This is a genomic window from Rhizobium rosettiformans, assembly GCF_016806065.1.
Classification (GTDB): Bacteria; Pseudomonadota; Alphaproteobacteria; order Rhizobiales; family Rhizobiaceae; genus Allorhizobium.
The window spans coordinates 2,045,302-2,063,220 of sequence record NZ_CP032405.1 but is presented as its reverse complement, the minus strand read 5'-3'; the positions used below and the strand labels follow the sequence as shown (position 1 = coordinate 2,063,220).

Here is a 17,919-nt window from a genome sequence, read left to right as displayed (position 1 = left end):
GCCTTGGTTAACAAGATATACCGATCTTCCAAAGCATTTTACTATAATAAGACGACACAAGTTCAAAGTATAGAAGCCATCTATACGAACCGATAATTCAAGCATTGCCGCTACTCTTCAAGCAACGATTGGAGAATAGCGATGCTCAAGAAGAACAAGAACATTGTCGCAGTCTCAGCCCTTGTCGCGGCCACCCTCGCTTCATCAGGCTCGCTGGCCGCTCCCATGCTGCCACACACGATGACGTCTTACTCAAACGTTGCCCAGACACTCGTACTTGGAATGAGCCCGTTTGCAGGCTCACTTGGCACCAATCTTTTCGGCAAGATCGAACAGCGCTGGGAGCAGACCGCAGAGGCCGTTGCCCAATCGGTCGCCACACAGATGGTCGCAATCGCGCCGATGCGCAACGAGCTCTCCACCGGCACCGTCGCCAAAGCGCCAAAGGAGGTAGCGCCGAACCAGCGCAAGACCCCGACCAACGACGTCTTCAACTCCGTGGCCATTCCCTTCAAGAAACTCGGCGCACTGAAGAAGGCGGCACCGACCTTTGCCGAGATCGCCAAGGGTACCGCGCTTCGGTGCGGCGGCGCCAATTGTTTCGACATGGATGCCGTCGTCCACCAGACATCGGCCGGCGGCGGCATGTCATCGCTCCGCGACAAGCTCAATCTCGTCAATCACGCGGTGAACCGCCGCATCAAGTACCGCAAGGACATCGACAGCCATGGTCGGGTGGATCAATGGTCCTCGCCGTCCCAGACCCTCGCCTCCGGCTATGGCGACTGCGAAGACTATGCCCTCTTGAAAATGGCGGTCCTCGAAGCACAGGGCTTTTCGCTGCAGGACATGACCATCGTCATCCTCTACGACAAGAAGCGGCAGTTCTATCATGCCGTCCTGTCGGTCGAGATCCAGGGAACACACTACATTCTGGACAACATGCGCGATCAGGTTCTCGCGGACAGCCGCCTGCCCGATTACCAGCCGCTGTTTTCCATCTCGAATGGCCGCGGCTTCCTGCATGGTACCCGCACCAAGGGTAAGGCTATGGCCATGAAGAGCTTCGACAGCATCGCACCGGGCGAAGGCGGGGAACTCTGAGCGGATCGTCCGCCCAGCCGCGCAGCTCGACTTCAGCCCCGCACGACGTAACCGATGACCATCTGCTTCTGATGGCTGGGAGCCATGGCGAGGTTCATTTGGCCGGTCAGCTGCTTTCCGGCACAGGTGGCGGTGAAGCCGGTGGTTATCATCTTGCCCCTGGACGACAGGCTCTGCAGCGCTTCATCGACCTGCGTGTCGAGAACAAAGCGGAAGCCGGCCGAGAGCTGGGCGATATTGCCCAGCACGAGCTTCTGCTTCAGCATGGTCATGAAGGGTTCGTTGAAAAACTGGATCTTCTTGTCACGCGTGAGCACGATGGCCGGCGTCGGACAGGCCTGGATCAGCGCATTCAGATTTTCCACCGAGTAGACATTTTCCATCAGTGATAGGCGACGCCACATCCAGCGGAACGCAAGGACGCGCAGCATGGATGCGAGGTTGCCATTCTCGCCCATCTGGCCGGCAGCCTGTTCCACGACATCGCCCAGGGATTGCCGCGAACCATTCAGCAGCCAGGCGAGGCCATCCCAGTAGACGCTTTCCAGCCGGATACCCCGCCGCGCTCCACCCTTGCCGATGATCGCGCGGAATTTCGGTTCCGCGTCATGCTCCTCGACATGCCGCATCGCGGCCGGGTTCACATCGGCCGGTTCTGAGTAAGACGCTTGCCGATCGGACAGGGCCATGGCTCACCGCTCGGTCAGGGCGACAGATTGCGCCTTGTTGATCGGCTTCATGAGATAGCTGAGGATGGTCTTGCGGCCGGTCATGATTTCCGCCGAGGCGACCATGCCCGGAATGATGGGGTAGCTCTTGTCGCCGCGCATCAGCTCGGACTGGTCCGTTTTGACATGGACCAGATAGAAGGTCTCGCCCTTGTCCTTATCGACAATACTGTCGGCGGAGATATTGGTTACCTCACCTTCTAGGCCGCCGAAGATCGAGAAGTCGTAAGCCGTGATTTTCACGATCGCCTTCTGGCCGCGCGTCACGAATGCAACGTCACGCGGTGAAATCTTGGCTTCGATCAGAAGCGTGTCTGCGGTCGGGACAATGCCCGCGACGACTGTGCCGGGGTCGACATAGGCGCCGATCGTATTGACCTCGAGCGTGTTGACGATGCCATCCACCGGTGAGCGGATATCGGTGCGGCTGACACGATCGGTCGCACCACGGATCGTTTCGTCAATGACCGAGAGTTCCGCGAGCGTCTGGGCCTTTTCCGTCAATGCCTGCTGACGAAGCTGAAGCGCCAGTTCATCCACCTGGAGACGCGCTTCCTCTACCGCGCCGCGCAGCCGCTCAAGGCTCTCCTGATAGACCGTGATCTGACCGCGCTGGTCCGTCAGTTCGCGCTCAAGCGCAATCAGCTCGGTCTGCGCCACAAGGCCCTTCTTGGCCAGCGGGCTCATCAGATCGTATTGCCGCGTCGCCTGGGTGATGTTCTGCTCGAGGCGCACGATATTGGCCTGCGCCTCGCTCAGTTCATTCTCGCGCTGACGCACGCGTTCCCGCAGCACGCCCGCCTTGTTGAGATAGGCGGCCTTGTTGGCGGCGAAGAGCCGCTCCTCATTTGCACAAACCTGGCTGGCGACCGATTGGACTTCGTTCGGGCAGACGAAGGCCACGTCGTAGGAGCCGACCTCTTCCAGCGCCAGGCGCGCAATCTTGGCGCCGAGGGCCCGCGCCTTTGCGACGGACTCGCCGAGCGACGATTCCGTCGTCGTATTGTTGAGCTGGACGATCAGTTCACCCTTGCGCACGATCTGGCCGACCTGAACGGCGATGGTTTCCACCACCCCTGCTTCGGACGACTGCACGATTTGCGTCTTGGAGACCGGAATAACCTTGCCTTCCCCTCTCGCGATTTCATCAATCTCGGCGATTGCCGCCCAGGCCAGAAAGAGGACGATGAAGCACGCGACAAAAACCACGATCATGCGGGCCATGAACGGAGGCGTGTCGGCAACCGGACGGCTCATGGCTTGACGCCCTTCTTCTGCATGGCTTCGATAACCTGATGCTTCGGCCCGTCTGCCACCACACGGCCCTTATCGAGGACGATCAGACGATCGACGAGATCGAGCATCGTGAAGCGATGGGTTGCGATCAGAAGCGTGGTGTTCTTGTCGAAGGCATTCGACAAACGGTTGATCAGATGACGCTCGCTGGCCAGATCCATGGCGCCCGAGGGCTCATCGAGGAAAACGATCTTTGGTTTCGTGAGCAGAAGACGTGCAATCGTCATGGCCTGCTTCTGGCCGCTTGACAGATTGGAACCGCGCTCGCCGACGGGCATGTCGAAGCCGCGGGGATGGCGCGAGACGAACTCTTCAACACCGGTCATGCGGGCCACTTCAAGCAGTTCTTCGTCGCTAGCATCCGCCCGACCGATCAGAAGGTTCTCCTTGACCGTCCCGGAGAAGAGATCCGAGGACTGGCCTGCGACGGCAACGGCCGAACGCACTTCCGACATGTGGTACTGGCGGATATCGACGCCGTCGATCAGCACGCGCCCGTCTGTCGGGACGAAGAGACCATCCAGCAGACGGCCAAGCGTCGTCTTGCCGGAACCGATACGGCCGATGATGCCGACCTTTTCACCGGGCGCGACGGTCAGCGACAGCTTGCTGATGACCGGGTTGTCTGAGCCCGGATACTGAAAGCTCACATCCTGGAAACTGAAACCACCATGCTTGATTTCGCGGTTGACGAAACCGACCGTCGACGGACGATCCTCCGGCTGCTCCATCACCTGGTCGAGAATTCTAAGCGACAGTGTCGCCTGACGGAACCGCGCGAGCGTCATTGCGATCTGACCGAGCGGCGCGCCGGCCCGGCTGGCAAGCATGACAGTGGCGATGATCGCGCCCATGGCGAGGCGCCCCTCCGAGAATTCGTAGGTGCCCGCAATCACGATCAGCACGCCGACAATCTGCTGGATCAGCGCCGTCAGGTTGATCGCATTGGTCGAGACATGCTTGATCTCTTCGCTCGTGCGGCTCGAATGCTTCATCAACTCCTGCCAGCGACGCAGCATGGTCGCTTCGGCGCGCAGGCTCTTCAGCGTTTCGATGGTGGAGATCGTCTCGACCAGAAGCGCCTGCCGTTTCGACGCCTCGTTAGACGCCGCCGCCATCCGGTGGCCGATCTGGGCCTGGGCGCGAAGGCCGATCGCGATGGACAGGATCAGCGCTACGGCCGGAATGATCGCTAGCCAGCCGGAGATCAGATAGATGACGATCAGGAAGATGAAGACGAAGGCCGTATCGATCATCAGACCGATCGTGTTCGAGGTGAAAAACTCGCGCACAAACTCGTATTGCATGACCCGATTGGCATATTCGCCCGTCGACATCGGGCGCGAGGCAAGCGTCGTATTGAGCACCTTGTCGAAGATCATCTGTGACAGGCGCAAATCGGCGTTGCGACCTGCGTGGTCGATCAACGAGGCGCGCGCTTCCTTGAGCAGATAGTCGAATAGATAGGCGAGCATGATGCCGGCCGCGAGCACCCACAGGGTGGGAATTGCCTTATTGGGCAACACGCGGTCGTAGACATTCATCGTGAAGAGTGGCGAGGCAAGCGCGATCAGGTTGATGAACAGCGCGGCAAGGATGACCCGAAGATAGGTGCGCCAATAGGGCATCAGCGCCCGCACCAGCCAATGGCGCTTCTCGATCTCGTCGGCGCTGCCGATCCGTGCGTCTTCTGTGTCGTTCCGATAGAAAAGCGTGAAAGCGAACAGGAACTCCGGACCGAGCGCCATGAGTTCCTGATGCGTCAGGCGGGCGGAAGCGATACCCTCGCGAATATCAAGCGTGTAGACGCCGTCGTCGCTGACCTCGAGCAAGGGCAGCGTGCCGCCATCCTTCAGGACAACAATCGCTGGACAGTCAAAATCGTTCTCACGGATCGCACGTTCGCCAACCCGGATGACCTGCAGGCCAATTCGCTCGGCGACATGTTCCACATCGTCGAGTTCGAGCGATTCAACGATTTCGTCCGGCAGACCTGAGAACAGTACGGTATCGGAGCTGGGCCGACCGTAAAATGTGGCGACAGCCTTGAATGACGCACGAAAGCTCAGGCGGGCACGAGGGCCCGCCGGTTCGATCAACGAATTTAACATGTCATCCTATCGGATGGGCGTTTACTTGAGCGGCGCCAGGAGGTCCATCGGAATTCCCGCCTTTTGCCGCGGATCCCGCTGGACATAAGCCCCATTCGGGGTCGTCTTCACGGAGAACTCGTTGCGCGCATATGCGTCGGTCTGGCCGACCGGCTTCGCATTCATGGTCTTCAGAAGGGAGCCCGAGGCCGCCAGGATCTTGTACTCCGCAAACAAGGCCGCGACGCGGGCCGTTTCTGCGACGATGCTGGTGTTGAAGCGGGTGTTCTGTGCGTCGAGAACGTCCAGAAGCGAGCGCTGGCCAATCTTAAACTGCTCGCCGTAAGACGAGACGAGCTGGGCATTCTGCGAGGACTGCGAGCTCAGGATCTGGGAGAGCTCGCCGCGGCTGCGGCGCTCATTCCAGGCCGAACGCACGGACTCTTCGATCTCGCGATGAACCTGATCGGATGCATAACGCTGCTCGCTGGCGCGACGGATCTGCTCCTGCTCGCGAGCCTGGTCGATACCACCACGATAGAGGTTCCAGCGGGCGACCAGACGCACCTGGACGTCGTTGGTGTTGCCCTGGCTGGTGCCCACGTCGTTGCCGACGCTCGCACGACCTTCGAGATCGACGGTCGGGGCATAGTTGGAGCGGGCGGCACGCACAGCGGCGTCAGCCGCATCGATGTCGGCGCGGGCCGAATAGATGCGCGGATTGTTGGCCTTGGCAGTTGCGATGGCGTCATCCAGCGTGCGCGGGATGAACTTGGCAACCGAACCCGGCACCTTGGCATTGGTGATCGGCTCACCGACCGTCTTGAGGAAGCGGATCTTGGTGAGTTCCAGTTCTTCCTGAGCTTCACGCAGGCGGGCCTGGGCAGCCGCGAGACGCTCACGCCCCTGGACCGCGTCGACTTCCGTCAGCGCACCGCCGGAGATACCCTGGTTGATGTCAGAGAGAATGCCATTATGGAACGATACGTTCTGCTGTGCGACACCGACGATCTTCGCCTGCAGAATGTATTCGAGATAATCCTGAACGACCTGCAGGGCGATCGTCTCCGAACGTTCCAGAACGCGGAAGGAAGCGCCGTCGACGCGCGAGGCCTGCTGGTCGACCTGGGCGCGGCGACCGCCGCCGTCCAGGAGACGCTGGGTGACGGTGAGACCGACCTCGGAAGAATTAAAATCCTCGTAGTCTCGCGTCAGGGTTCCCGTGCTCTCGTTGGAGAGGCGGCGCTTTCCCACGCTTGCCTCAAGATCGATCGACGGGAGGTAGAGACCGCGCGCCTGGCGCAGTTCGAACTCGACCGCCTCACGGTTCTGCACCGCCTGCGAAATCTGCGGATTGGTCGTCAGCGCCTTCTGAATGGCCTCTTGCAGCGACATGGCGCTGGCAGGGGCAACAGACGTGATGGCGAAAGCTGCCGAGGTGTACAAGGCTGCAAATAAAGTCTTTTTCGTAAACAAAGGATTGCCCCTACCCAAATCTTGCTTGGGGGCCGTTATATACCGGGGCGACTGTCGAGGGGAAGTCCAATCGGCATGTCCAAAAGATGCACCCAATTTTGATCTGTTGGAACGAAACTCAAGCTTTTCCAAATCCGAAGGAAAGAAATACTCGAAAAATCGACCAGGCACCGTAAACATCAACTATTGTGCACGTTCATTCGAATCATTTTGCCCGGCTCCGATGTTAACCCTGCAATAAGGTTCCCCTATTTTTGAGGTGAAACCCCGAAGATGCGGGGGAACTGTCTCCCAGGCGCAACACCCATTCAAGCACCCGCGACTGTCGATGGGCAGCAACGCATGCGCAAATCCAGAGTCCTTTTCGAATCGATGGCAAGTAAAGTCCACTTCAGCACAACCGCGAAAAGAAAAAGGGCGCCGGTTTGGCGCCCGTTCTCCTAGTAAAACCACTATCTGTCTTAGTCGTGTGGCGTCACGACCGTGTGCTTGTCGTCGAACAGCACCTTGATGGCGGTGTCGTGGTTCTGCAGGACCACGACATCCTTCCAGGTGTCAGCACCGGTCTGGACGCTGACCGTGGTGTTGCCGTCGTCGACCGTTGCCCGCAGATGCGAGGCTGCGGTCTCAGCAGAGGCCTGCTCACCGAGCAGACTGTCGAGCAGGGCCGTGACATCGAGCACGTCGCCGTCGCCGTTGAAGTCGGTAATGACATCGGCGACATCGAGCTCGTCCAGCGCCGTTCCGTCAAAGACGAAGGTGTCGTTGCCGGCACCGCCGGTCATCACCACCTTGCCCATGCCGCCATGCAGGATGTCATCGCCATCCGTTCCCATGACCGTCAGCGGATCCGCATCCGACCCGAAGATCGTATCGAAGCCAACTTCCATGAAATCGCCGGTCGAGCCATCAGCGAAGGTGAAGGTGCCCTTCGAGAAGACCGTCTGACCATCTTCCTGACCGCCGGTGTTGTCGGTGGTGAGCGAGATGCTGGTGACACCGTTGTCGAAGAGGCTCGACAGCTCGCCTTCGTCGCTGATGCCGTTGTTGTTGGCATCAACCCAGATCTTGAGCTTGGAGAAGGCATCGTCATTCGCATCGATTACGCCGTCACCATTTGTATCGAGCGAAGCCAGAGCCGCCACGCCGCTTGCAAACTTCCCGCCATTGAAATCAGGCGTGAAGATCTCCGAGCCGTTGTCGATCAGGCCGTTGCCATCAATGTCATAGGCAAGGATGCCATCGTCCTTGGTCCAGGCAATCTGGTCCGCCTTGCCATCGGCATCGATGTCGAAGGTGACGCCGTCGCCGATCGATGAGAAGGCGAAGCCGTTCTTGTCGAGGTCGAGGATGATCGGGTCGGCAGCACCGCTTGTGATCAGGGCGTTGAAGTTGCTGATCGTCGTGCCCTGAAGAGCCACAAGTGTGTAACCTGAATCTGCTCCGCGATCGGTTCCCGACTGCTGATAGACAAACGTGTAGGCGATGCCCCCAAGTGTTGCGTGGAATGCCACTGTGGTCCCAGCATCCCCCAGGTCGTTGCGCTGGAGGTATTGGACAGCCATGCCCAACCGCTCTGCATTGGTGATCGAAACAGGCGAGGACGACGAGAAAGTGTTCGAGTCATCAAAACGAACTACGCCATTGGCGATCGCATGGGAGCGGAGTGTTGTAAATTCCGACCATGCTTCATTCGAGTCAGTACCGTTCACACCTGATGTATTAGCGGCCGCCCTCACAGCCACCGGTAGCTCCAACTTATCGTCCGATGAATTGAAGTCGGTAATCACATCGTAACCTGAGATCCCGCTGACATCACCATTGCTGCGCATTCCGATACTCGCGGTCGAATCTCCTGCCGCAAATACGAACGTGTCACGACCTGCTCCGCCAGTCAGTGTGTCTGCGCCAGCACCACCGACCAATATATCGTCGCCGTTTCCGCCGTTAAGCGTATCGTTTCCAGCGCCGCCGTAAAGAGTGTCACGACCTTCACCTCCGTTTAGGGTGTCGTTACCATCCTGGCCGAACAGTGTATCGTCGCCGGGACCACCCCTCAGGACGTCATTGCCGCCCCAGCCGTAGACTATGTCGTCACCTACCAAAACCGGATCGTTCTCATTCACCGGCAGGGTATCCCCCTGGTTCTTCCCAGCAAGAATGTTGAACGTTTCCAGGTATGTGGCGCCGGTCGGATCAGTAACCTTCACCACGATCGTATAAACGCTGTCGTTGGCGATTGCATTAATCGTGCGTACTTCGCCGCTTGGCGTGATCTCGATCCCTGGTCCAGAAACGAGTTCGTAGACGTGTCCGCTGGCGTTGTCAGGATCGACGACAGAGAGTTGAGCGATCTTCGTGTTTGAAGGAGGCAGACCGGAACCCGGGATCACTGCTGTCCAGATGATGTCCGTCGGTGCCTGACGCGTGTCGATCGTGAAGTTACCGGACGCCGTCGCCCCCTCATTGCCGTTTCCGGCGAGGTCGAAGACGGAATTGGTCTGCAGAGTGATCGAGTTCGTGGCAGAGTTCACACCGGAACCAGGAGTGAAGATTGCAGTCCAGGTTTTTCCGTCGGGGCTAGAGGTGACTGGAGACAGCGTACCGTTCTGAATGACCAGATCGGTATTGGTGAAATCAGTTACGGCTTCACTGAAGCTGAAGGTGACGAGCGAGGTTTCGCCGAAAGTCAGGTTCGGATCCGCAAGCGTGATGGTGACCGTGGGTCGAACCGTATCGACAACGTAGTTGCCGCTGGTCGATCCCGTTCCTGCGTTTCCGGCAACATCCGAAAACTCGGTTCCAACGGTGATCACATTGGTCGCCGCTTCCGTGTTTTCAGCTGGCGTTAGCGTACCCGTCCAGACTTTGCCATCCGTCGTCGTCAGTGTGCTGAGCGTACCGCTCGAGACGTTCACATCGTCATTGCTGAAGCCTTGGACCGCCTCTGAGAACGTGATGGTCACCGTAGCAGCGTCACCAATCTTAAGGGCAGCGTCATCGATCTCGATGGACTGGACAACAGGCGCAAGCGTGTCGATTGCGTAGCTGTTTGAGTCCGTGGTTCCGGTCCCCGCATTTCCGGCGGTGTCCGCCACACCTGCGTTGTCGAGAACGATGAGGTTGCTAGTATCCTCCACGTTCACGTCAGGCGTGAAAATGGCCGTGAACGTTATATTGTCAGTGGTCTCGATCGCGCTGAGCACACCGTTCGCGACGCTGAAGTCAGCCGTAGTGAGGCCCTCAACCGGTTCACTGAATGTGATGGTGACCAGGGATGTCTCACCGATCTTCAGGCTGGTGTCATTGATCACGATGGTCGCCGTTGGACGCACGGTATCCACGGCGTAGCCGTTAGACTGGCTCGTACCCGCACCGACATTGCCGGCCAGATCCAGTACACCTGCGTTATTCAGGACGATCAGGTTGGCGGCGTTCTCAATATTCGCAGATGGCGTCAGCGTGGCAGTCCAGGTTTTGCCGCCGTCGGCGGAGGTGAGACCGGAAAGCGAACCGTTCTGGACGGTAAAGTCTGCGATGTCGAGCCCTGAAACCTCCTCGTTGAAGGCGATGGTAACCATCGACGTTTCGCCAATCCTGAGGCTTGTATCCGCCACAGTGATGGTCGCTGTCGGACGAAGCGTATCGACGGCGTAGTTGTTGCTCGTCGCCGCGCTGCCCGCATTGCCGGCAAGATCGGTATAGGAAGCAAGCACCGATACGACATTGGTCGTGTCTTCAAGATCGGCATTCGGGGTGAATTTCGCCGTCCAAGTCTTGCCGCCATCTTCAGACTTCAAGTCTGTCAGTATGCCGCTCTCCGCAGACATGTCATTGAGATCGAAGTTTTTGACGGCTTCGGAGAAGATGATCGTCACAGTAGACGTATCGCCGATCTTGAGCGCCGTATCATCCATGGTGATAGACACGACAGTTGGCGGCACGGCGTCTGGTCGGGTCACCGTGATGACGAACTTCTCTGCCGTCAGGGATACGCCGTCGCCATCGGCGTCGACCGCCTGGATGATCGAGGAGAAGTCGATTGCCTTGGCGGCGTTGCCGTCGAGCGGCTTGTTAAGGGTGAAGGTGCCTTCACCATTGGCTGCGATGGAGAGAGTGAAGACTGTGACATTGCCTGCCTTGGCGGTCAGGACGTTGCCGTCAACGGTGTAGGTCAATGCCGTTCCACCGACGGAGAGCGCCTGGGCCTCCAGTGCAGCAGTGCCGGCCTTCAAGCTGAATTTGACCACCTCATCCGCACCGCCCGCGACGAGAGCGCCGAGATCGAAATTACCGACTGCTGGCTGACCTGTCTGACCTGATGTGCCTGCAAGACCGCTCAGCGTGCTCTGCATAGCAGCGGACAGAGTGGACGAGGTGTCGACGTTCGTCGCCGTACCGCCTTCGACATTGCCGAGGACGACAAGGCCAGCGTTGTTTGCGTTGATGCCGAAGGCTTCGATCTTGAACGCCTGATCCGGACCGGCGTTTCCGTCAGCGTCGGTCTTGATCGCCAAGAGCTCGTTCTGAATGGCCGCAATCGCCTGGTTGACGTTGGCATTGCCATTGTTCGTCATGTTCGGCTCGCCATCCGACAGGAAGATGAGCTGATTGACGTTTGCATTGGGCAGGGTGCCGGGCTGCGTGGCCAGTGTCGTTACCGACTGCAGATCCACATCGCCATATCCATAGCCGACGGTGAACTCAACGTAAGCGATGGTCTTGCCGCTGTTTGCACCGCTGCCGGTCAGCACGACGTCTGTCGAGCTGTTGCCGACCACGACGGAGGACGACTGGAAGGTTCCGTCGGTGAAGACGATCTTGTACTGGAACTGCGTGTTGCCAGGGTTATTGTTGTCGTCCAGCTTGAATGTCGCGCTGGTGACCGGAATGCCACTGAAGTTTCCAGTATTGGCATAACCGTTCGGGCCGTCGAAATCATCGAACGCGCCGAAGTCGAAGCGCAACATTTGGCCGGGATCCACGTCAGTGTCGCTGAGACCGGAGCTTGCGCCGAAACCGCCCGTCGTGCTGCCGTTGGCGTTGATCAGGTCCGCCAGCTGGTTTCCAGGAATATTCCAGCCGGACACCAGAGCAATCTGTTTCGATCCATTGCCGATGATATAGGCGCGATCGTAGCCCGAACCGCTGTTGGCGTCGAACGACTTCAGGGTCGAGGTCACGTCGATGGATGTGGACGCAACGCCCTCGATCCACTGCAGAGCCTGCTGGAGACCGGCTTCGTAGTTGGTGCCACCTTCGTCATTCAGATTTTGAACATCCTGCAGCGCCTGGTTCAGCGCGTTTTGCTGGACTACGCCGTTGACGATCAGATCGTAGGTTCCGACCGCAGAACCTTCTTCACCAAACTCGACGAGATGAACGCGAACGTCCTTGGCGCCGGACTGGCTGACCTTTGCGAGGAAGTCCTGTACCTGCGCCTTCAGCGTGGACAGATCCCGATCAATACTGCCGGACGTATCCAGAACCAGGACAAAGTTCGCCACCTTGCCCGGGACAGAGTCAACGACTTCAGGGGCGATGACGGTGATTGCCTCGTTCGCCGTCGTCAGGACCGGGATATCGTCCTGGATCTCGATCACGAGCTTGCCGGTCGTCAGTGTCACCGTGTCGCCGTCACCATCCTTGCCGACGATGAACTGCGACAGGTCCAGGGACACCGCGTTTTCAGCATTGTCGAATTCGCCATTCGCGCCACTCGCCACGTCGTCGAGCGACGGATGGTCGATCTGGCCCTTCAGCTTAAACTCATAGGAGCCGTTTGCGTTGACTTTGAGCTCAAAGACAACCCGTTCCGGGCTGCCGGCGACGTAGCCGGTGAGCGTATTGCCGATCACCTTGATCAGAACGTCGGCCCCTTGGGAATTCAGGCCGGAGTCAATCGGCGACGTCGTTGGCTTGAGCGAGATCGCTTCTGTCGCATGGGCGCCATCGGCACCAAAGTCGAAGAGTGCCGTAAGGGTCCCTGCGACACCTGAGGCCATGGCCGAACCGGTTCCGGCAACCTCACCCGGACGTGATGCGTCCGGCGCCGCAGACGACAGGCCATCTTCATCAACCTTGATCGTCAGCGATCCGGACTTCACACTCGGGCCATCGTCCTGGAAGCGGATGTTACCACCGAGGTCGATCGTCTCGCTGTCTCTGGCACGGTCGCCTTCGTCATCGAAGATCGTCGCGGTCGCGGTCAGCTTGACGAGGTTGTCGGCAAGTTGCTTGATATCGCCGGTGTACGGGCCGTTGCTTTCCGAAAGCGAGTGATCGATTTCCCGCAACTGGGTCAGGGTTACCTCACCCTTGTTGTTGACGGAAATCGAGAAGACAACGTCGCCGGACTGCGTCTTGCCGTAGACGATACCGTCATACAGGAACAGCTTGATGTTCTGGCCGTCGTGGTTGAGACCGGAGTCCATGCCGTTGTTGCCAGTCAGGCTCAGCGCATAGCTCATCGAGATGCGACCGGGGCCGTCGGCACCGAACGACGACGAGGCAATCGAGAAGACACCACCGAAGCTTGCCGTGCTTGAGGCATGGTCCGTGGCAGAACCGATGGTGTCGCCGTCCTGCGTCTGAAGGATGATCTCCTGCTCGTTGTTGGCAACAAGGTTGATCCGCGGGCCGTCGTCCTGGAAGCGGATATTGCCACCAAGGTCGATCGTCTCGCTGTCGCTGGCGCGGTCGCCTTCGTCATCGAAGATCGTCGCCGTCGCGGTCAGCTTGACGAGGTTGTTGGCGAGTTGCTTGATATCGCCAGTGTACGGGCCGTTGCTGTCCGAACGCGAGTGATCGATTTCCCGCAACTGCGCCAGCGTCACCTCACCCTTGCTGTTGACGGAAATCGTGAACACAACGTCGCCGAGACTCGTCTTGCCGTAGACGATACCGTCATACAGGAACAGCTTGATGTCACGGCCGTCGTGGTTGAGACCGGAGTCCATGCCGTTGTTGCCGGTCAGGCTCAGCGCATAGCTCATCGAGATACGGCCGGGGCCGTCGGCGCCGAACGACGACGAGGCAATCGAGAACACACCACCGAAGCTTGCTGTGCTCGAAGCATAGTCCGTGGCAGAACCAATCGTATCGCCATCCTGCGTCTGCAGAATGACCTTGTGCTCGTCCTTGGCAACAAGGTTGATCCGCGGGCCATCGTCCTGGAAGCGGATATTGCCACCGAGGTCGATCGTCTCGCTGTCGCTGGCGCGGTCACCTTCGTCATCGAAGATCGTCGCCGTCGCGGTCAGCTTGACGAGGTTGTTGGCAAGTTCCTTGATATCGGTCGTGTAGGGGCCGTTGCTGTCCGAACGCGAGTGATCGATCTCGCGGAACTGCGCCAGCGTCACCTCACCCTTGCTGTTGACGGAAATCGAGAAGACAACGTCGCCGGACTGCGTCTTGCCGTAGACGACACCGTCGATCAGGAACAGCTTGATGTCCCGACCGTCGTGGTTGAGACCGGAGTCCATGCCGTTGTTGCCGGTCAGGCTCAGCGCATAGCTCATCGAGATACGACCAGGGCCGTCGGCACCGAACGACGATGAGGCAATCGAGAACACACCACCGAAGCTTGCTTTGCTCGACGCATAGTCTGTCGCGGAACCAATCGTATCGCCATCCTGCGTCTGCAGAATGACCTTGTGCTCGTCCTTGGCAACAAGGTTGATGCGCGGGCCATCGTCCTGGAAGCGGATATTGCCACCAAGGTCGATCGTCTCGCTGTCGCTGGCACGGTCACCATCTCCATCGAAGATCGTCACCGTCGCCGTCAGCTTCACCAGGTTGTCGGCAAGTTCCTTGATATCGGTCGTGTAGGGGCCGTTGCTGTCCGAACGCGAGTGATCGATCTCGCGGAACTGCGCCAGCGTTACTTTGCCTTCGGCATCGACAGAGATCGAGAATATCAGGTCGCCAGACTGCGTCTTGCCGTAGACGGCACCGTTGATCAGGAACAGCTTGATGTCACGGCCATCATGAGTGAGACCGGAGTCCATGCCGTTGTTGCCGGTCAGACTCAGCACATAACTCATCGAGATGCGACCAGGGCCGTCGGCGCCAAACGACGACGAGGCAATCGAGAAAACACCACCAAAGCTTGCCGTGCTCGACGCATAGTCCGTCGCAGAACGGATCGTATCGCCGTCCTGCGTCTGAAGGATAATCTCTTGCTCGTTGTTGGCCACGAGGTCGATGCTCGGCTCATCATCTTCGACGCGAACCGTAAACTTGCCATCGGCGCTGTCGCCATCGGAATCGGTTGCAGTGAAGGGGATCTCAATGTCGAGGAAATCGACCGGGTTGCGCGGCGTTTCCGAACCAGATACCCGCGAGGCTTCAGTCTCGGACGGAACCGAGCCATTGCCGCCGGCCGCATAGTGGTCGAGATTGCCGATCAGCTCAAAGGAGTAGGAGCCATTGGCTGTCGTCGGATTGAGCGTGACGATGAAGATCGTTTCGCCTTCGACCGGATACGGGAATTCGGCGATCGGGCCACCGTCATCTTCGATACGCAGCGCCTCGAACGGACCGTCAAAGAAGGCCTTGTATGCGATCAGCTGATAGCCGCCATTCCACTTGCCGTCAGTGCCTTTCGTATACTCGATACGGTAGGACAGCGGGAAACCGTCCGAACTCAGACCAGCGAGACCAGGAATCGCTGCCTGGATTTGAGCGGAGGTCGAGGAAGTATCGAGACCCGTGAAGCCGACGGTACGGCCGACAGGATCGTCCCCAATCGGCTTACCGTCTTCACCCAAAGTTTCACTCTTCAGATCGTTGTCCGCTCCCCAGCGAATGGCGAGCGAACCTTCTGCCCTGGAAGCGCCCGCAGATTCGCCTTCGGAGTCGGACTCCGAGTCCGATACACGCTTTACAAGCCTCGGCTCGTCGCCCTTGCCCGTGAGACCGTCTTCGTTGACCGAACCGTCGACCGGGGCGCCAATCGTCGGCGCATCGTCTTGCACGTCGATATTGAAGGTGCCGGTGACACTATCCCCATCGCGGTCGGTGACCGTGTAGGTGAAGCCGAGGCGCAGGAGATCATCGAGATCATCCTGTGAGCCGTTGCTGCCAGCATCCGGATGGTCGAGCTTGCCGACAAGCTCGAAGGTGAAGTCGCCCGTGATACGGTTGGTTACCGTGATGGTGAAGACGAGGTTGCCCGCAGAATCACGGCCCTCTAGAGCCAAGAAGCTGGGGGCCGCACCGACGGGCGCGAAGCTCGTGACCGTAATGGGAAGACCACCCGAGGTGAAGCCGCCAAGAACCTTGAGGCCATCCCCCTCGTCCACGTCGGACGCGCCGACGAAACCGATGGCAGAGATCGTGCCAAAATCCCGCCCAGGATTGAAGGGCAGACGGCCACTGATGATCTTTACGCCGTCGCCGCCGGCGATGACAGCCTCGTCGTAGATGAACGAGGTCGTCAGAGGAGTCGGGATGGAGGGACGGCCATTGCCGCCGAACACCACGCCCGTGCGCAGCTCGTCGCCGAAGCTGGTATCGCCGAGCAGATCGGCCAGCGCCAGATCTTCCGGACCGGCGTCGATCGGATCGTCATTGAAATTGCGGCTGGCGCTGGGCGTGCCCTGGGCCGAGAAGGTGCCGTCGGGACCGGCCGCGACGTTGATGTTACTCTCTTCGAGGGCCGCGAAGAGCGCGACCTGCGGCAACTCGACATCGCCGATCACAAAGGTCGGGATGTTGGCGGCGCCGCCGATCACGGTGATCTCGGTGCCATCCGCCAGGACGAGGACCAGATTTTGGCCGTCCACCTGGAACTCGAGATTGTCGAGCTCGATGCCGGCCGGCAGGGTCACGATGTTTTCGGCGTTCGCCGTTACTTCGCTCGGGATCGCCGCAGCGGCGACGTTAACCGGCTGCTGAGCCGGCAGGCGATCGGTGCGACCGGCGTCGGGCGTTTCCGCCTGAGCCACTTCAATTCCCTCTACGGTCTCGCTGGCGAAACCCAGATGCTGCTCGACCGCAGAGTCGAACTCGTCGGCTGCGGAAGTATTGTCGATGCTGGACAGGCGCGGATCTTCGATGGACATGGTAACTCACCCCTTAACAAGTTGATCGCAGTTAAATCCCGATGCCGGGGCAAGTGCAACGGTTTCTTAACCCTGAATACATAACCGGTTATGCTTGGAGCGACCATTATTGAAAAAGAAGTTAATTTCGGGCCGAAAAATCCTTTTATTTCTGCAGTTTACTCAAATTTTAACGAATGGGCGCCGGCGGCTGGAATGGCATCCACCGATTGCGCTAGCGAATACTGCGTCCACTTGAAGCAGCAACCATGGCACCCCCGAAACAAGTGATGGCCGGACGCTCGTCGAGTGTCCGGCCATTCAAAGAAACGGAGCGACGGGGTCAGTCTTCCGCGAAGATCGGGTCGTCGATGAAGGGGCCACCCTGATAGACCGCGATCGTATCGCCCGGCTTCGGCCTTGCCACCGCTGCATCGATTTCGGCGCGGAAGCGCTCGGCGTTATCCTTCGGTTGCCAGCCGAGATAAGAGACATGGGAATTGTCCCACCAGCGGGTGTCGTTGTTCGAGCAGCCCCAGATCACCGGGCAGCCCAGGCGCGGGACGCTGAAGATGCATTCGATCATCGACAGGAAATCGTCATAGCTCATCCAGGTGGAGAGCATGCGGTGGTTCTTCGGCTTCTCCATGCAACTGCCGATGCGCACCAGAGCCGTCTCCTGGCCGAACTTTTCGAAATACATGCGGGCGAGCGCCTCGCCGAAGCATTTGGACACGCCGTAAAGCCCGTCCGGGCGCATGGGCATCTCGTGGTCGAGATACTCGTCCTGGCGATAGAAGCCGATCGTATGGTTAGAACTGGCAAACAGAATGCGCGGCATTCCATTCGCGCGCGCGGCCTCATAGAGATTGTAGAGACCGAGCAGATTGGCGTTCATGATCTTGGAGAACTTGTCTTCAACCGAGATGCCACCAAGATGAATGATGGCGTCACAGCCTTCAACGAGCCTGTCGACGGCTGCCCGATCGCCAAGATCGCAAACCATTGCCTCTTCATGCGCCGCGACCCGACCGAGATCCACGATATCCGAGACCCTGACGATCTCCGCAAGCCCCTTCAAGCGCCCGCGCATCGCGCTGCCCAGCCCGCCGGCAGCCCCCGTCAGCAAAAGCCTCTTCACGCGCAGTCCTCCATGATGTCACACCTCAACTTATCATA

7 protein-coding genes are annotated in these 17,919 nt (G+C 59.0%); 1 reads left to right on the top strand and 6 read right to left on the bottom strand.

Annotated elements, in window-relative coordinates:
* Positions 1–141 precede the first annotated feature (141 nt).
* A complete protein-coding gene (locus tag D4A92_RS09900) occupies positions 142–1,104 on the top strand; it encodes a transglutaminase-like cysteine peptidase (protein WP_203019605.1) in 963 nt (320 codons plus the stop codon).
* 32 nt (positions 1,105–1,136) lie between these two features.
* On the opposite strand, the gene D4A92_RS09895 is transcribed toward D4A92_RS09900, so the two are convergent.
* The 6 genes from D4A92_RS09895 to D4A92_RS09870 all read right to left on the bottom strand — a co-directional run bounded on the left by D4A92_RS09895 (position 1,137) and on the right by D4A92_RS09870 (position 17,881).
* Positions 1,137–1,793 carry a ribbon-helix-helix domain-containing protein gene (locus D4A92_RS09895; protein ID WP_246754060.1) on the bottom strand — a complete coding sequence of 219 codons (657 nt, stop codon included), beginning with the start codon at positions 1,791–1,793 and terminating at the stop codon, positions 1,137–1,139.
* A 3-nt stretch (positions 1,794–1,796) separates the two neighbouring features.
* Positions 1,797–3,089 carry an HlyD family type I secretion periplasmic adaptor subunit gene (locus D4A92_RS09890; RefSeq protein WP_203019604.1) on the bottom strand — a complete coding sequence of 431 codons (1,293 nt, stop codon included), beginning with the start codon at positions 3,087–3,089 and terminating at the stop codon, positions 1,797–1,799.
* Positions 3,086–5,239, bottom strand: a complete 2,154-nt coding sequence (locus D4A92_RS09885) for a type I secretion system permease/ATPase (protein WP_203019603.1) — start codon at positions 5,237–5,239, stop codon at positions 3,086–3,088. The genes D4A92_RS09890 and D4A92_RS09885 overlap by 4 nt, the downstream gene beginning before the upstream one ends.
* 21 nt (positions 5,240–5,260) lie before the next feature.
* Positions 5,261–6,613, bottom strand: a complete 1,353-nt coding sequence (locus D4A92_RS09880; protein WP_203019900.1) for a TolC family outer membrane protein — start codon at positions 6,611–6,613, stop codon at positions 5,261–5,263.
* 542 nt (positions 6,614–7,155) lie between these two features.
* Positions 7,156–16,761: an Ig-like domain-containing protein gene (locus D4A92_RS09875; RefSeq protein ID WP_203019602.1), complete on the bottom strand. Its 9,606-nt coding sequence runs from the start codon at positions 16,759–16,761 to the stop codon at positions 7,156–7,158.
* 322 nt (positions 16,762–17,083) lie between these two features.
* A complete protein-coding gene (locus D4A92_RS09870; protein WP_203019600.1) occupies positions 17,084–17,881 on the bottom strand; it encodes an NAD-dependent epimerase/dehydratase family protein in 798 nt (265 codons plus the stop codon).
* Positions 17,882–17,919: the final 38 nt, after the last annotated feature.

Coding starts and splice junctions, on each gene's coding strand:
- D4A92_RS09900 (WP_203019605.1), top strand. CDS start 142: ATGCTCAAGAAGAACAAGAACATTGTCGCAGTCTCAGCCCTTGTCGCG.
- D4A92_RS09880 (WP_203019900.1), bottom strand. CDS start 6,613: ATGTCGCTGCAAGAGGCCATTCAGAAGGCGCTGACGACCAATCCGCAG.
- D4A92_RS09895 (WP_246754060.1), bottom strand. CDS start 1,793: ATGGCCCTGTCCGATCGGCAAGCGTCTTACTCAGAACCGGCCGATGTG.
- D4A92_RS09890 (WP_203019604.1), bottom strand. CDS start 3,089: ATGAGCCGTCCGGTTGCCGACACGCCTCCGTTCATGGCCCGCATGATC.
- D4A92_RS09875 (WP_203019602.1), bottom strand. CDS start 16,761: ATGTCCATCGAAGATCCGCGCCTGTCCAGCATCGACAATACTTCCGCA.
- D4A92_RS09885 (WP_203019603.1), bottom strand. CDS start 5,239: ATGTTAAATTCGTTGATCGAACCGGCGGGCCCTCGTGCCCGCCTGAGC.